The sequence below is a fragment of the Burkholderia sp. AU18528 genome (genome assembly GCF_002223215.2).
Lineage (GTDB): Bacteria > Pseudomonadota > Gammaproteobacteria > Burkholderiales > Burkholderiaceae > Burkholderia > Burkholderia semiarida.
Genome location: NZ_NKFC02000006.1, coordinates 842871 through 857684, shown reverse-complemented (window position 1 = coordinate 857684; position 14814 = coordinate 842871). Strand labels below are relative to the sequence as shown.

Annotated in this window: 14 protein-coding genes; 4 read left to right on the top strand and 10 right to left on the bottom strand. The window is 67.6% G+C overall.

Features of this window, described 5'->3' with window-relative positions:
* Window positions 1-13 precede the first annotated feature (13 nt).
* The 3 genes from CFB52_RS20750 to CFB52_RS20740 form a co-directional block, all read right to left on the bottom strand.
* Complete coding sequence (locus CFB52_RS20750; protein WP_099317308.1) at window positions 14-2401, bottom strand: MCP four helix bundle domain-containing protein; 2388 nt, start codon at window positions 2399-2401, stop codon at window positions 14-16.
* Window positions 2402-2799: 398 nt separating this feature from the next.
* A complete protein-coding gene (locus CFB52_RS20745) occupies window positions 2800-3207 on the bottom strand; it encodes a type II toxin-antitoxin system VapC family toxin (protein ID WP_059639271.1) in 408 nt (135 codons plus the stop codon).
* The gene (locus tag CFB52_RS20740; protein ID WP_099317307.1) at window positions 3204-3446 is read right to left on the bottom strand and encodes an antitoxin; all 243 of its coding nucleotides are present in this window, start codon (window positions 3444-3446) and stop codon (window positions 3204-3206) included. The genes CFB52_RS20745 and CFB52_RS20740 overlap by 4 nt, the downstream gene beginning before the upstream one ends.
* Window positions 3447-3704: 258 nt before the next feature.
* Here CFB52_RS20740 and CFB52_RS20735 point away from each other — a divergent pair, with 258 nt between their 5' ends.
* A complete protein-coding gene (locus tag CFB52_RS20735) occupies window positions 3705-4388 on the top strand; it encodes an alpha/beta hydrolase (protein ID WP_099317306.1) in 684 nt (227 codons plus the stop codon).
* 73 nt (window positions 4389-4461) lie between these two features.
* Here CFB52_RS20735 and CFB52_RS20730 read toward each other — a convergent pair whose 3' ends face one another.
* Both CFB52_RS20730 and CFB52_RS20725 read right to left on the bottom strand, forming a co-directional pair.
* Window positions 4462-5967 carry an amino acid permease gene (locus CFB52_RS20730; protein WP_099317305.1) on the bottom strand — a complete coding sequence of 502 codons (1506 nt, stop codon included), beginning with the start codon at window positions 5965-5967 and terminating at the stop codon, window positions 4462-4464.
* A gap of 77 nt (window positions 5968-6044) precedes the next feature.
* Window positions 6045-7451: an aspartate ammonia-lyase gene (locus tag CFB52_RS20725; protein WP_059582478.1), complete on the bottom strand. Its 1407-nt coding sequence runs from the start codon at window positions 7449-7451 to the stop codon at window positions 6045-6047.
* 142 nt (window positions 7452-7593) lie between these two features.
* On the opposite strand from CFB52_RS20725, the gene CFB52_RS20720 reads away from it, so the two are divergent.
* The gene (locus tag CFB52_RS20720; protein ID WP_059639266.1) at window positions 7594-8568 is read left to right on the top strand and encodes a LysR family transcriptional regulator; all 975 of its coding nucleotides are present in this window, start codon (window positions 7594-7596) and stop codon (window positions 8566-8568) included.
* A gap of 58 nt (window positions 8569-8626) precedes the next feature.
* Here CFB52_RS20720 and CFB52_RS20715 read toward each other — a convergent pair whose 3' ends face one another.
* From CFB52_RS20715 to CFB52_RS20700, 4 genes are all read right to left on the bottom strand, one after another.
* On the bottom strand, window positions 8627-9691 hold the full coding sequence (locus tag CFB52_RS20715) for an asparaginase (protein WP_099317304.1): 1065 nt from the start codon (window positions 9689-9691) through the stop codon (window positions 8627-8629).
* Window positions 9692-9847: 156 nt separating this feature from the next.
* Window positions 9848-10870, bottom strand: coding sequence for a DUF2891 domain-containing protein (locus CFB52_RS20710; protein ID WP_059639264.1), 1023 nt, complete (start codon window positions 10868-10870; stop codon window positions 9848-9850).
* Between the two features lie 19 nt (window positions 10871-10889).
* Complete coding sequence (locus tag CFB52_RS20705; protein ID WP_099317303.1) at window positions 10890-11840, bottom strand: DUF979 domain-containing protein; 951 nt, start codon at window positions 11838-11840, stop codon at window positions 10890-10892.
* The gene (locus CFB52_RS20700) at window positions 11837-12526 is read right to left on the bottom strand and encodes a DUF969 domain-containing protein (RefSeq protein WP_059582489.1); all 690 of its coding nucleotides are present in this window, start codon (window positions 12524-12526) and stop codon (window positions 11837-11839) included. The genes CFB52_RS20705 and CFB52_RS20700 overlap by 4 nt, the downstream gene beginning before the upstream one ends.
* A 274-nt stretch (window positions 12527-12800) precedes the next feature.
* Between CFB52_RS20700 and CFB52_RS20695 the strand changes: the two genes are divergently transcribed.
* Window positions 12801-13025 (top strand): hypothetical protein, encoded by a 225-nt coding sequence (locus CFB52_RS20695; RefSeq protein ID WP_050013757.1) that lies wholly within the window; start codon window positions 12801-12803, stop codon window positions 13023-13025.
* A gap of 43 nt (window positions 13026-13068) precedes the next feature.
* On the opposite strand, the gene CFB52_RS20690 is transcribed toward CFB52_RS20695, so the two are convergent.
* Complete coding sequence (locus CFB52_RS20690) at window positions 13069-13497, bottom strand: hypothetical protein (protein WP_059582492.1); 429 nt, start codon at window positions 13495-13497, stop codon at window positions 13069-13071.
* Window positions 13498-13808: 311 nt separating this feature from the next.
* Between CFB52_RS20690 and CFB52_RS20685 the strand changes: the two genes are divergently transcribed.
* Entirely contained in the window at window positions 13809-14813 is a 1005-nt protein-coding gene (locus CFB52_RS20685; RefSeq protein WP_060311152.1) for a chemotaxis response regulator protein-glutamate methylesterase, read from the top strand.
* Window position 14814 lies beyond the last annotated feature (1 nt).

The following is a 14814-nucleotide window of genomic DNA, read 5'->3' as shown; positions in this document are numbered from 1 at the left end:
TACGATCACGCCGTCACTCCGCCGCGCCGATATCCGCGAGGCGCGCCGGCTGCGCGTGCCCTGCGCCGTGAGTGGCACCGTCGGCCGCGAAGCGCGCCGGCAGCGACACGATCGTCTCGAACGCGCGATACGGGGCCCCGACGCGATCGTCGGTGAAGCGCAGCGCGATATCGCCGCCGTCGCGCTTCAGGAAATTGCGCACCGCGTCCATGCCGACGCCGCGCCCCGATACTTCGGTCACCGCTTGCGCGGTCGAGAAGCCCGGCCGGAAGATCAGCTCGGCGACATCCTCGTCGGACAACGCCGCTTCGCTCACGGCATCGATCCAGCCACGCTCGCGCGCGATGCCGCGAATCCGGTCGAGCGCAAGGCCGCGGCCGTCGTCGCCGAGCACGAACCACAGTTCGCCGCCGCCCACGCCGACCGCGATGTCGATCGTGCCGGACGCCGGCTTGCCGGCCGCGCGCCGCGCGTCGGACGATTCGATCCCGTGGTCGATCGCATTGCGCAGCAGGTGCATGAAGACGTTCTTCAGCGTCGCAACGATCTCGCTGCGCACGCGCTGGCCGTGGCTGTCGATATGCACGACGGGCGCCGGCTTGCCGAGCTCGGCCGCGAGCGACGGCAGCGATTCGATCACGCCGCCGAGCACGTCGCCGATCCCTTGCGTGCCGAGCTGGCTCAGCATGCGGCGCACGGCATCGCGCGCCGCGCGCCAGTCGGATGCGTTGGCCGGATCGGCGCCGTCGAGCACACGCAGGCTCTCGCTGATGTGCGCACGCTCGACCATCAGGAAATCGGCGCCATTCTGCGCCGGCTCGCCGCTGCGGCCGAGCGTGACCGCGTTGATCGTCGCGTAGTGGTCGACGGCTTCGCGTACGCGCGCCAGATCCTCCATCAGCGCGTCGCGGTTCCACTCGGGGCCGCTGTCCGCGCGGCGCAGCGATTCGTACGCCTGCTCCGCTTCGTGGACGATGTTCGTCAGGTGCTGAAGGCTGTACGTGCGCGCATTGCCCTTGATCGTGTGCATGTTGCGGAACAGCGCCGCGACGATCGAGTGATCGGCGCGCTCGTGCTGGCGGATCATCCGCTCGTTCTCGCTGAGGAAGCCCTTCGCGCTGTGCACGAAGTCGTGGAACTTGTCCTGGCTGATCGACAGAATCTCGCCGATCATCTCGAGGCGCCGCTGCTGCTCGCCGGCCTGCGCGGTCAGCGCGCGGATCTCGGTCACGTCGCGCACGCACAGCATCAGGCGCACCACGGTGTCGGTTTCGTCGGTGATCGCCGACCAGCTCAGGTCGAGCCACTTCTCGCGGCCGTCCGGCATCCGCTTCGCGACTTCGTTGACGAGCAGGTGCTCATTGAACTCGAAGTTCATGCTGTCCTCGCCGAGGCACGCGTGCACGGCCGCGTCGACCTGCGAGCGCGCGTCGGCGCCGATCGCCGAATCGTCGAACACGAGCGCCATCAGGTCGCGGCCGGCGATGTCGTTCGTCTCGAAGATGGATTCGAGGTACGCCGAATATTCCGCGTGCACGACGCCGCCTTCGACGACGGTCAGGATGCCCTGCTGCATGTTCTGCAGCATCGCCTGGATGTCGGCCGTCTTCTGCTTCAGTTGCGCGGCGTTCTCCTGGATCTTCTCGATCATCCCGTTGAACGCGACGATCGAATGGCCGATTTCGTCCATCCGGCCCACCGGCACGCGGCGTGTGAAATCCTGGCTCGTCGCGATCTCGCTCATCGCCGTCTGCATCCCGATCAGCGGGCGCGTGATCTGGCGATACAGCACGAAGCCGAGCGCGGTCAGCAGCACGATCACCGTGCCGGCGACGCCCGCGATCGCGGTGGCCGTGGTCGCGAGCATCCCGTTCAGCGCGCCGATCGCGTCGTCCTTCTGGCGGTTCTTCTCGACGCGCAGCGTGTCGACGATGCTTTCGAGTTCGTCGCGATACTGCGCGACGTTCGCGAACAGGTAGGCCTGCGCCATCTCGGCCTTGCCGTCCGTCTTCATCTTCACGGTGTCGTCGATCGCCGCGAAATAGTTGGCGGCGCTGTCCTTCGCCTGCGTGACGAGCCCTTCCTGCGCGCGGCCGACCGCCGATTTCGCCTGCGCGTCGAGCGCGGCGCGCAGCGCGGCCTGCTTCGCCTTCAGCTCGTCGCGCGCCTGGGCGGCGGTGTTCGCGTCGGGCGCGTAGACGAGCGTCATCGTCGCGATCTGGATGTTCTTCACCTCGGCGACGAGATCGGCCGACGCGAGCGCGCTCGGCACGATTCCCTGGGTGACCTGACGCACCTCGGACGCGCTCTTGCGCGTCTGGTACACGGCATAGACGCCGATCGCGGACAGCGCGAAGAACGTCAGGACGACTAGCAGCGTGATGCGATGACGGATGGTCATGAGTACAGCTCCCCGCGGCGATCCGGGTGCGATCGCCCTTTGGTCTATTGAAAGAGTGTGAGCGCCGAATTATCGGGGATGGCGTATGACGGTCCGATGACCGAAAATCAATCGGTCATTGAGGAAAATAGAATGAATAATTGTGCGGGGAAAAGCCTAAAGTCTTTTGCGGATTTGCCGTTAACTTCACGCCGCCTTACCGGCGCGGAAGCGACGATCGAGGAATCGTCGAAATAGCGGATATTTATTGTTTTATGCCGGCTCCGCAAAATCCGTTTTATTGAATGCCGGCAAAACGTTTGCGTATTATCGGCGAGCCGGTTTGTTTTGGTATTTTTATAATCGTTGCAGTATTCGCCCGACTGGTTCGTCAGTGTGTCCACCGCATGATCGACTGTTCAGCCTTCGTTCGGCTCGGCGAGCCAGTCTTCGCATTGCAGCCGCGGAACGCGCTCGAATTCGCGGACGTTGTGCGTGACGAGCACCAGGTGCCGCGCACGCGCCTGCCCTGCGATCAATGCATCGTAAGGGCCGATCGGCGTGCCGGCCGCGATCAGATGCGCACGAATTTCGCCCGCATGCTGCGCATCCTCGGTGTCGAACGGCACGACCTCGAACTGCAGCGCGTCGACACGCGCGGCGTTCGCCGCCGCTCGCTGGCTCTTGTACGCACCGTAGTAAAGCTCGTGCGCGACGATCGCCGGGATGCCGAAATCGGCCGGCTGCCACGCATGCAGGCGGGCCAGCATCGCCGGCTCGCCCTTGAGAATGGCGATCACCGCGTTGGTATCGAGCAGGAACTTCATTCGAACACATCCAGGCCCGAGCGCTCCTGAGCGGACGGCTGCGTGGTCGCGGCAGCCTCGAAATCGGCGTCGACCGGGCCGACCAGCGGTGTCAGCCAGGCCCAGTCCTGCGGCACCGGCTCGAGAACGACGGACGCCCCGTGGCGGCGGATGCGGACCTCGGCCGTATCGAAGCGAAATTCCTTCGGCAGCCGGACGGCCTGCGAACCGCCGTGCCTGAAGAGCTTTGCAGTATCCATGTTCCCGCCCTCACGTATCTACAGAATGTATCTATTTTATCAATTGAACGTGAGAATGACGAGTCGTCCGATCGGCCTGGTGTGAACGGATTGCCGGGCCGCCGGCCCATGCCCGATCGCGTGACGTCGCGATCCGTTCCTGCAACGTACCGGGCCCAGATTCGTTCCGGTCACGAAACGATCAATCCCGCCCCGGCGATTCCCCTCCCGATCCGCCCGCTCTAGACTGTTGCATCGTTCCCCTTTCGGACCCACGCAATGACCGACGTCCTGCCGCTGACCACCGAGCCCGAATCCGGCCTTCAATACCGGCTGCGTCCGGCCACTGGCCGCCCCGCCGCCCGCCTGTTGTTGCTGCACGGCGTCGGCGGAAACGAGACCAACCTGCTGAACATGGCCGACGCGATCGATCCGCGCATCGAAATCGCGTTCCTGCGCGGCCCGCTCACGTTCGGGCCCAATCAGCATGCATGGTTTCCGGTGCGTTTCGGCCCGAACGGCCCTGAAATCGATGCGGCGCGTGCGGACGAGAGCCGCGTGCAATTGATCACGCTGCTGCATGCATTGCGCGCACAGGATGGCGCAGCCCCCGCGTTACCGACCGTGATCGCCGGCTTCAGCCAGGGCGGCATCATGAGCGCGAGCGTCGGCCTCACGTCTCCGGGCGACGTGAGCGCGTTCGCCGTGCTGTGCGGGCGCATCCTGCCTGAAATCGATCCGTTGATCGCGCCGCGCGCTGCGCTTCACCCGCTTCATGCGCTGATCGTGCATGGCCGTTTCGACGACAAGCTGCCCGTCGCGTGGGCGGACAAGGCCGATGCGACACTGGCGGCGCTCGGCGTCGCGCACGACACGCGGCTGTATGCGGCCGGCCACGAGCTGACCGCGGAGATGGCCGGCGATTTCAGCCGATGGGTCGGTGAGCGCGCCGGGTTGAACTGACTCGAACCAAACGGACCGGGGGCGCCAGCCCGCGAACGGACCGGCGCCCCCGGCGCATGACGTCACGCGTTCGTCACGCGTTCCGCGCGGGATCCGCCACGCCACGCACGGATGCGGGCACCGCCGCCGCCCGCTCGCGCTCGGCGCCACGTTTCGCCAGCTTCCAGCCGATCACCAGCGCGAGCACGACGACGGGAATCGTCGCGATGGTCCACGTGCCGCCCGGATAGTCGAACGCCATCAGCACCAGCACGCCGACGAGAAACGCGAGCGTGAGCCACGACGTGAACGGCGCGCCGGGCATCCGGAACGACACGGCCTTCATCTCGCCGCGATCGACCGCGCGGCGGAACAGGATCTGGCACATCACGATGAAGCCCCACGTCGTGATGATCCCGAGCGACGCCATGTTCAGCACGATCTCGAACGCCTGGGCCGGCACGATGTAGTTCAGCGGCACGCCGATCGCATTGATCGCGACCGTGATCAGGATGCCGCCGTACGGCACGCCGCGGGCGTTCATCCGCGACACGAAGCGCGGCGCCGAGCCGCCCATCGCGAGCGAGCGCAGCACGCGGCCCGTCGAATAAAGGCCGGAATTCAGGCTCGACAGCGCGGCCGTCAGCACCACGACGTTCATCACGGTGCCGACGTAAGGCACGCCCAGCTTGCTGAAGAACGTGACGAACGGGCTTTCGTGCGCGCTGTACGCCGTCCACGGCAGCAGCAGCGTCAACAGCACGACCGAGCCGACATAGAACAGCGCGATGCGCCACATCACGCTGTTGATCGCCTTCGGCAGCACCTTGCGCGCGTCGGCGGTCTCGCCCGCCGCGACACCGACGAGCTCGATGCTCGCGTACGCGAACACGACGCCCTGCACGATCAGCACCGCCGGCAGGATCCCGTGCGGGAAGATCCCGCCGTGATCCGCGACGAGATGCAGCCCCGTCATCTGTCCCGCCACCGGATGGCCGCTCGCGAGAAACACGGCGCCGACCGCGAGAAACACCGCGAGCGTGCCCACCTTCACGAGCGAGAACCAGAACTCCATCTCACCGAACACCTTCACGCCGATCATGTTCATCACCGACACGATCCCGAGCGCGCCGAGCGCGAACACCCATTGCGGCACGTCGGTGAACACGGCCCAGTACTTCATGTAGATCGCGACCGCGGTGATGTCGACGATGCCGGTCGTCGCCCAGTTCAGGTAGTACATCCAGCCCGCGACGAACGATGCGCGCTCGCCCATGAACTCCCGTGCGTACGACACGAAGCTGCCGCTGGTCGGCCGGTGCATCACGAGCTCGCCGAGCGCGCGCATGATCAGGAACGCGAACACGCCGCACACGAGATACACGAGCGCGAGCGCCGGCCCCGCGCTTTGCAGGCGCCCGCCCGCGCCGAGAAAGAGGCCGGTGCCGATCGCACCGCCCATCGCGATCATCTGCACGTGCCGCGGCTTCAACTGCTTCGCATAGCCGGCTTCGTGCGACGCGAACATCGCATCGGGATCGGCGTGCACGGCATCCGCGCCGCCGGCCGGACCGGCCGGGCGCTCGGTGGGGTATTTCATCGTGAGTCTCCGTTGTTTGTCGATGTGTTTCGCCCCGCTGCGGGGGCGCTTTCGGTTGGGCCGCGACCCGGCCGGCGTCAGAACACGCGCGGCCGGATCAGCGCTTCGGGCTGCAGTGCTTCGTCGAGTTGCGCCTCGGTCATCAGTTCGCGCGCCAGCACGACCTCGCGGATCGACTTGCCGGTCGCGTGCGCTTCGGCGGCCACGGCGGTCGCGCGCTTGTAGCCGATGTACGGATTCAGCGCGGTGGCGAGCGCGACCGAGCGCTCCATCGTTTCGCGCAGCCGTTCGGGATTCGCGGTGATGCCGCTCACGCATCGCTGCGCGAGCGTCGTGCAGGCGGCCGTCAGATGGCTGAAGCTGCGGAACAGCGCGCTCGCGATCACCGGTTCGAACGCGTTGAGCTGAAGCTGGCCGGCCTCGGCCGCGAACGTGATGGTCACGTCGTTGCCGAACACCTCGAACGCGACCTGATTGACGACCTCCGGGATCACCGGATTCACCTTGCCGGGCATGATCGACGAGCCGGCCTGCACGGGCGGCAGGTTGATCTCGCCGAAGCCCGCGCGCGGGCCGCTCGACAGCAGCCGCAGGTCGTTGCAGATCTTCGACAGCTTGACGGCGATCCGCTTGAGCACGCCCGACACCTGGACGAACGCGCCGCAATCCTGCGTCGCCTCGATCAGGTTCGGCGCGGTGCTCAGGTCGAGCCCGGTGATGCGGCGCAGCGCGGCCAGCGCCTTCTCCGCGTACTCCGGATGCGCGGTGATGCCCGTGCCGATCGCGGTCGCGCCGAGGTTGATCTCGCGAATCAGCCAGCCGGCCTCCTGCAGCCGCGCGATGTCTTCCGTCAGCATCACCGCGTAGGTCGAGAATTCCTGGCCGAGCGTCATCGGCACCGCGTCCTGCAACTGCGTACGGCCGAGCTTCAGCAAGCCGGCAAACGCGTCGGCGCGCTCCGCGAAGGCATCGCGCAGCCGCGCCATCGCCTCGAGCAGGTGCTCGACCGCGAAGCACGTCGCGATCCGGATCGCGGTCGGATAGACGTCGTTGGTGCTCTGCGCGAGATTGACGTGCTCGTTCGGATGCAGATATTCGTACTGCCCGCGTGCGTACCCCATGATTTCGAGCGCGCGGTTGCAGATCACCTCGTTCGCGTTCATGTTGGTCGACGTGCCGGCGCCGCCCTGGATGATGTCGACGACGAACTGGTCGTGCAGCCGCCCTTCGCGGATCTCGACGCACGCCGCGGCGATCGCGTCGCGGTATGGCCGCGGCAGCAGACCGAGTTCGCAATTGGCGTCGGCCGCCGCTTCCTTCACGGCCGCGAGCGCCATCACGAGGTACGGCAGCGACGCGATGGTGCGGCCCGAAATGTCGAAATTCTCTTTCGCGCGCAGCGTATGGACGCCGTAATACGCGGTAGCCGGAATGCTTCGTTTCCCTAAAAGATCCGCTTCGACGCGGAAGCCGCTTTCTGCCATCGTGCCCTCCTGAAATGTCTCGTGCCGCTCGCCGGCCGCCGCTTGCCGACGCGACGGGTTCGCATTCTATGCCTTTGCAAAAACAAGCTCGCTTCTGTATTATCGAAAGCGGTTTTGCGTGGGACGCAACAGCGAGAATCGAATGAAAAAAGGTGCGAGAGAAACCGGCATCGATCACCTCGGCGCGATGCGCGCGTTCGTGCGCGTGGTCGAAACGGGGAGTTTTTCGGCGGTGGCGAAGGAGATGCACGTGTCGACGTCCACCGTCGCGCGCAAGGTCACGGCGATCGAGGAGGCACTCGGCGTCGCGCTGCTGCACCGCTCGACGCACAGCGTGACGCTCACCGAAGCCGGCCATATCTACCTGGAACGCGCGGTCACGCTGATCGCCGATCTCGACGACACGCTGCGTGTCGTCGCCGAGCTGAATGCGCAGCCGAGCGGCCCGCTGAAGCTCACCGCGCCCGTCGCGTTCGGCCGCCGTCATCTCGCGCCGCTGATCGCACCGTTTCTGGCGCGCTATCCGACGATCCAGCTCGACGTGCGCCTGACCGACAACCACAACGACCTCGTGGCCGGCGGCTTCGATCTCGACATCCACGAAGGCGAGAACTACCTGGACAACCTGGTCGTCCACCGGCTGTCGCGCAACGACAGCATCCTGTGCGCGACGCCCGGCTATCTCGACCGCTGCGGGCGCCCGGCGACGCCGGACGACCTGAAGCACCACAACTGCCTGCGCTACGTGCACCCGGAAGGCGATCCGCGCTGGGAGCTCGTGAGCGGCGATGCGCGGCACAGCGTGCTGCCGGCCGGCAATCTCGTCACCGACCATTCGGAGCTGCTGCTGGAAGCGACCTGCGCGGGGCTCGGCATCGCGGAATTCGAAATCTGGCTGGTGCGTGACCTGCTCGCGAGCGGCGAGCTCGAACCCGTGCTGCCGCGGCACCGGCTGCAGAACCGGCTGACCGGCGAATACATCTACATCGCGTATCTGGCGAACCGGCGCAGCTCGGCGAAGCTGCGCGTGCTGAAGGACTTTCTGGTGGAACACCTCGCGCAGATCGGCGAGCTGTCGGCGCGCGAACTCGCGAGGATTCGCGACGCCCGCGCGTAGCGCGCGCCGATGCGCATGCCCGGGTCACGGGCCGGCGGCATCGGCGCGGTAACCGCGCTCAGGCCGCCTGCAATTCGAACGGGAACGTCGCGTGCCCGAACTCGACGCCCTGCGTGTTGAGCATCGGCGGGCGGTGGAAGCCGGCCAGTTGCGCACGCTGCTCGGCCGTGCCGATCTGCAGCCGCTCGAGGATTTCGCTGACGACCATATACAGCACGTCGAGATTGCCGTCCTCGATCTTCACCGAGATGCCGAGCGCGCCATCCGCGCCGAGTTGCCGCGTGCGTTCCGACGCGCGCACGCCGATCCCGTAGCACGCATCCGCGCCGAGCTTGCCGACCACCTGCCCGCCGAACGCGTTCATCAGCACCGTGCAATAGCGTCCTTCGCCGGCGACCAGTTCCGGATGGGCGGTCATCGCGCGATGAATGCGCGCCAGTGCGCGGATCCGGTCCGTCACGTGGGCACCGCCCGCTTCCACCGCGTCCGCGCCGTCGGCCAGCGACGCGTACAGGCGCGCCAGCCGATCCAGCGAAAACGCCGGCGTCGGCAGGTTGCAGCCGTCGATACCCCAGACGACTTCGTCGTCGCGCAGGCCGCACGCATCGGCCACCACCTGCTTCACGCGCACCTGCATCGGATGGTCGGGCAGATGGTAATCGGCGATCGCCGCGCCGATCGCCTGCGCGCCGGCCAGCATCCCGACATGCTTGCCCGAACAGTTGCTGCATACGCCGGTCGGCGTGTAGTCGCGCTTGATCCATGAACGGTACACCGCGTCGGACAACGGCGGATGGCCGCCGCAGCGCAGATCCGCTTCGTGCGCGGCGACCTTCGCGAGCATCGCGCGCGTGCGTTCGATGTGACGGTCCTCGCTGCTGTGCGATGCACACATCAGCGCGATGTCCGCGTCGTCGAAGCCGAAGCGCTCCGGCGCGCCCGTCTCGATCACCGACAGCGCCTGGGCCGGCTTGGCCGCCGACCGCGCGAGCGTCATCCGGAACGGATCGCCGAACCGGGCCAGCAGCCGGCCGCGTGCATCGACGACCGCCACATGGGCGACGTGCGTGTTCTCGATCGCATTGCCGCGGTACGTGACGACCGCTGCGCGTGGGGTGTCCATCCTCTTTTGTCTCCTTGCTCGGGGGCCTGATGCCGGGGCCCGTCCAACCGGTACGGCAGTGTAGCGAGTCGTCGCCGCCGCGCGTCGGCCCTGACATGGAAAGCGGTGTTGCATGCGACGCAAAGGCAAGCGCGCCCCACGAACGCCTGGGGCGCGCTACGCGTCCAGCGCGAGCAACGCGAACGTCGCGAGCCAGTGCTCGCCCATGTAGTCGCCGGCCACATGCGCGAGCGCGCTCGCGAGATGCCGGTCGGCCGCGTCGAGCAGCTTCGCGCGCCGCGCATCGCCGTGCGGCAGCGCGCCGGCCAGCGACCGCTGGCACCACGCACGGCTCAGGTTCAGCCCGTCGAGGTGCGCGATCTTGCCGTCGCTGCGGTCGCTGACGGTCGCCGGCTCGAACAGCGTCGCCGGCTCGCCGCGCGCGAGATCGGGCAGGAAGCGCGCGAACCAGCCGTCGAATTCGGCGGCCGGCAGCACGCGTCGCATCAGTTCGGCTTCCATCAGCGCGGGCGACAGGAATTCGTCGCCCGACGGCTCCCACGCCTGGCACGCGACGTCGTTCAGGTGCCAGCGTTTCGCGGTATCGACGATCAGCGCGGCGAGCCCGTCGCGCTGCGTGTCGCGGGCGAAATCGAGCGCAAGCGCCAGCGCGAACGCGGTGTTGAAATGCGTGCCCACGCGCAGCGGATAGGTCGCCTTCGGCAGGAAAGTCTCGAAGCGCGACACGAACAGGTCGGCCAGCGGCGCCATCGTCTTCGCCCAGCGCGCGGCCTGCGGCAGCGCGCCCTTCAGCGCAAGCCGCTCGAGTTGCGCGGCGAGCGCGAGCAGCCACGCCCAGCCATACGGCCGCTCGAAGCCCGCGTTGTGCGGCAGCGCGAGATACGCGCGCTCGCCGGCGACGTTCGCGTCGGTAAAGTGCGCATCGACGATCGCGACGATGCGCTCGGCCTCCGGCAATGCCGGGTAGCGTTCGAGCACGCGCAGCACGAGCCAGTAGCCGTGCACGCACGAGTGCCAGTCGTAGCTGCCGTAGAAGATCGGGTGCAGCGCGCGCGGGCCCTGCACGTCGTGCGGCCCCTCGAGCGCGTGCGTGAGCTTGTTCGGATATTCGCGAGTCAGGTGCGCGAGCGCGAGCGACGCGAATTTCGACGCGAGTTCGGGGGTGAGTCGGTCGGTCATGAGGATCTCTTCCATCGAATCAGAAGCGGAATACGAACGCGTACATCAGCAGCGTGTTCACGGCCAGCAGCAGCACGGCCGTCGGCCACTGCGTCTTGATCACGCCGTTCTTGTCCTTCAGTTCGAGCAGCGCCGCGGGCACGATGTTGAAGTTCGCGGCCATCGGCGTCATCAGCGTACCGCAGAAGCCGCTCAGCATCCCGATCGCGCCCATGATCGCCGGATTGCCGTGGAATTGATGGACGATCAACGGCAGCCCGATGCCGGCCGTCATCACCGGAAACGCGGCGAAGCCGTTGCCCATGATCATCGTGAACAGCGCCATGCCGACCGTGTAGGCCGCGACCACGGCGAACGGCGAATCGATCGGCACCCACTCCTTCACGAGCCCCGACACCACGCCGCCGACGCCCGCGACCGCGAACAGCGCGCCGAGCGCCGCGAGCATCTGCGGCAGGATCGCAGCCCAGCCGACCGCGTCCATCGTATGGCGCGCTTCCTTCAGCGCATGCACGGGCGAATCGCGCAGCATCGCGAGCGCGACGACGAACGCGACGATCGTGCCGAGCACGAGCGAGATCAGCGTCACGCTCTTCGGCTCGACGAACGGCAGGAGTTTCAGCGCGAACGTGCCGATCAGCGTGACGACCGGAATCAGCAGCGCGGGCAGGAACAGCCGGTTGCCGAACCGCTGCGCGAGCGTCTCGCGCCGCACCGCCGCCGCACCGCCCGCCTCGTCGGACTGGCCGCGGCCAAGCTTGCCCGAACCGGCGATCACCGCGAGCGCGATCGCGAGGCAGCCCGTCACGAAATGCGGCAGCAGCGCACCGAACAGGAACGTGACCGCGTAAATGGCCCAGAACGCGAAATTGACGACGCGACGCGGGTTCGTGCGGTCCGTCAGGTTGAAGTACGCGAACGCGGCGAACATCAGGCCCGCGAGCGTGTACAGCGATTCGAGGCCGATCATCGCGCGCCCTCCTGCTTCACCAGGCCGAAGCCGCGCGCAAGCCGGCGGTCGAGCAGCGCGAGGCGCGTGCAGTGAATCAGCAGCGCGGCGACGGCGGTCGGGATCGCCCACACCGACAGGTGCAGCGGCTCGATGGAGATGCCGTTCTGTTCGAGAAAGCCCTTGATCAGCAGGATCGACTGGATCGCGATGAAGATGTCCTCGCCGAAGAACACGGCGACGTTGTCGGCGCCCGACGCATGCGCGCGGATCTGCTGGCGCACCGACTCGGGCAACTCGCCGTGCCGGCCGACCGCGGCGGCCTCGGCCATCGGCGCGATCAGCGGCCGCACCATCTGTGCGTGACCGCCGAGCGACGTGAGGCCGAGCGCGGCCGTCCCCTGGCGCAGCACGAAGTACAGCATCAGCACGCGGCCCGTGGTGGCCGCCTGCACCCGCGAGATCATCCGCTTCGCCTGCTCCTTGAGCCCGTTGCGCTCGAGCAGCGCGATCACCGGCAGCGTGAGCCAGATCAGCCCCATGTAGCGGTTCTCGGTGAACGCCTTGCCGAACGCGCTGACGATGTCGACGAGATTCAGCCCGCCCGCCAGCCCCGTCGCGAGCCCCGCGATCGTGACCACCAGCAGCGCATTGAAGCGCAGCGCGAAGCCGATCACGACGATCGGCACCCCAATCAGCACCAGCATTTCTCCTCCTCGTGTCTGGGGACGCGCGGCACGTCGGCCGCGCGCGGCCGGCCCGGTTTGCATCGGGCTCGGACGGCGAAATCTAACACGAGACTTTATCGATAAAAAGTCGACAATTTGCAGGTTCGGGTAAACGTTGAAGCGGCACACCGTGCGCGCACCGTGTGTCGGCCGCCTTTCATCCGATGAATCGGGCGTGCCGGCCCGCCCGCGTGGCGCGGCCGCGGCACGCCGACTACACTGGAAAGCATCGGCAACGTACGGGAGAGCCGCCATGATTGACGTATTCCAGACCATCGGCAGCCGCGCGTTCTCCGCCCATCTGGCGAAGGACGGGATGGTGACGCTGATGGAGCAACGCCATGAAGTCGACCGCGTGACGCTCGCGACCGCCTATGCCGCGCTCGTCGAGGAAGCGGAGCAGGAAGACGACCTGCGCGATGCGACGGTCGAGGGAATGATGCGCGCGCTGATACAGGGCTACGCGCGCAGCCATTGACGGCGCGGCGGCGCGGCCGCTGCCCGATGCGCGGTACGGCCCGCTACGCGGCCGGCGTGCCCGCGCCCACGCCGAACCACCGGCCCTCGCGCATTTGCCGGTAATCGGCCTGCGTGAAGATCCTCAGCAGGTTCGCCACCGCGCCGTTGCTCGCGCGATCGCGTTCCGTCATGAAGGCTTCGACCTCGTCGCGGCCGGCAAACAGGATCGTGCCGAAATGGCGCTCGCGCTCCGCGTCGGAGAGGTTCGTCGCGCGCAGCTGATACGGATGGTGAAGCGCGGCGAACAGGAAGTAGTAGCGCTCGGCATCGTCGCGCAGCACGCGCACCGCGTCGGGTTCGACCGGGAAATCGCGGTGGAACGACGCGTGCCCGCTCTCGATGTGGATTCGGTACAGCAAACGGCCGTCCTGCTCGATCACGATCGGCGCGTATGGAGCGCGGCTGACGAGTACGGTTTCGGGCGCGGTCATCCGGTTCCCTCCTTTCTTTTTGTCGATGCCGGCACGGTAACATGCGGACTTTCGCGGCCTGCCGGGACAGGATCGACTGGCCCGCTGGCACGCAATGCGGCATCGCCATAGAGGAAACGTACTGAAACGGCGCAATGCGCAAATTTTTCGATTGCCGCCGCCCGCGCCGCATGACAGCATTCGGGCGTCGCCAACCGAAAAGAACGCCGCGCCGTCCGGCCGCCGATGCCGTTCGGCCGCGCCGAACAGGCTGCCCCCTCCATGAACCCGGCCCAGCTCCAACACCACGAACCGACCGGAGAATTCCGCTTGTGAACATCGGCATCGTCAACGACCTCCCGCTAGCCGTCGAGGCGATGCGCCGCGCGATCGCGCGACGGCCCGAGCACCGCGTGCTGTGGGTCGCGACCGACGGCGCGCAAGCCGTCGAACTGTGCGCCACGCAGCCGCCCGACATCGTCCTGATGGACCTGATCATGCCGAAATGCGACGGGATCGAGGCGACCCGCCGGATCATGCGTTCCGAACGGCCATGCGCGATCCTGATCGTGACGAGCTGCATTGGCGCGAACGCGTGGCGCGTGTTCGAGGCGATGGGCGCCGGTGCGCTCGACGCGGTCGACACGCCGCGGCTCGGCGACGGCGCGGCCGGCGACACGACGAAACTGCTGCTCGCGAAGATCGACCAGATCGGCCACCTGCTCGACGCGCCGGGCGGCGCGCGCATCGCCGGCGCGGCCGCACGCACCGGCGGCGGCCCGCTGGTCGCGATCGGCGCATCGGCCGGCGGCCCCGGCGCGCTCGCGTCGATCCTCGGCAGCCTGCCGGCCGATTTCAATGCGCCGATCGTGATCGTGCAGCACGTCGATCGCGCGTTCGCCGAAGGCATGGCGCAATGGCTCGACGGCCAGACCCGGCTCACCGTGCGCGTCGCCCGCGCGGGCGACCGCCCGCAGCCGGGCGTCGCGCTGCTCGCGGCGACCGACGATCACCTGCGCGTCACGCGCGCCGGCACGCTCGAATACACGCGGGAACCGGCCGCCACGCCGTATCGCCCGTCGGTCGACGTGTTCTTCAACAGCCTGACCGAGCACTGGCCGGGCCGCGTGATCGGCGTGCTGCTGACGGGGATGGGCCGCGACGGCGCGATCGGCCTGAAGGCGCTGCGGATGAAGGGCTACCATACGATCGCGCAGGACGAAGCGACGAGCGCCGTGTACGGGATGCCGAAGGCGGCCGCGACGCTCGGCGCGGCGCGCGCGATCCTGCCGCTCGGGCGCATCGCGGGCGAACTGGCCGCGCTCGCGCGTATCTGAG

Bases quoted from the DNA above. Each gene is read 5' to 3' on its own strand.
- CFB52_RS20750 (WP_099317308.1), bottom strand. From the start codon at position 2,401: ATGACCATCCGTCATCGCATCACGCTGCTAGTCGTCCTGACGTTCTTC.
- CFB52_RS20745 (WP_059639271.1), bottom strand. From the start codon at position 3,207: ATGAAGTTCCTGCTCGATACCAACGCGGTGATCGCCATTCTCAAGGGC.
- CFB52_RS20740 (WP_099317307.1), bottom strand. From the start codon at position 3,446: ATGGATACTGCAAAGCTCTTCAGGCACGGCGGTTCGCAGGCCGTCCGG.
- CFB52_RS20735 (WP_099317306.1), top strand. From the start codon at position 3,705: ATGACCGACGTCCTGCCGCTGACCACCGAGCCCGAATCCGGCCTTCAA.
- CFB52_RS20730 (WP_099317305.1), bottom strand. From the start codon at position 5,967: ATGAAATACCCCACCGAGCGCCCGGCCGGTCCGGCCGGCGGCGCGGAT.
- CFB52_RS20725 (WP_059582478.1), bottom strand. From the start codon at position 7,451: ATGGCAGAAAGCGGCTTCCGCGTCGAAGCGGATCTTTTAGGGAAACGA.
- CFB52_RS20720 (WP_059639266.1), top strand. From the start codon at position 7,594: ATGAAAAAAGGTGCGAGAGAAACCGGCATCGATCACCTCGGCGCGATG.
- CFB52_RS20715 (WP_099317304.1), bottom strand. From the start codon at position 9,691: ATGGACACCCCACGCGCAGCGGTCGTCACGTACCGCGGCAATGCGATC.
- CFB52_RS20710 (WP_059639264.1), bottom strand. From the start codon at position 10,870: ATGACCGACCGACTCACCCCCGAACTCGCGTCGAAATTCGCGTCGCTC.
- CFB52_RS20705 (WP_099317303.1), bottom strand. From the start codon at position 11,840: ATGATCGGCCTCGAATCGCTGTACACGCTCGCGGGCCTGATGTTCGCC.
- CFB52_RS20700 (WP_059582489.1), bottom strand. From the start codon at position 12,526: ATGCTGGTGCTGATTGGGGTGCCGATCGTCGTGATCGGCTTCGCGCTG.
- CFB52_RS20695 (WP_050013757.1), top strand. From the start codon at position 12,801: ATGATTGACGTATTCCAGACCATCGGCAGCCGCGCGTTCTCCGCCCAT.
- CFB52_RS20690 (WP_059582492.1), bottom strand. From the start codon at position 13,497: ATGACCGCGCCCGAAACCGTACTCGTCAGCCGCGCTCCATACGCGCCG.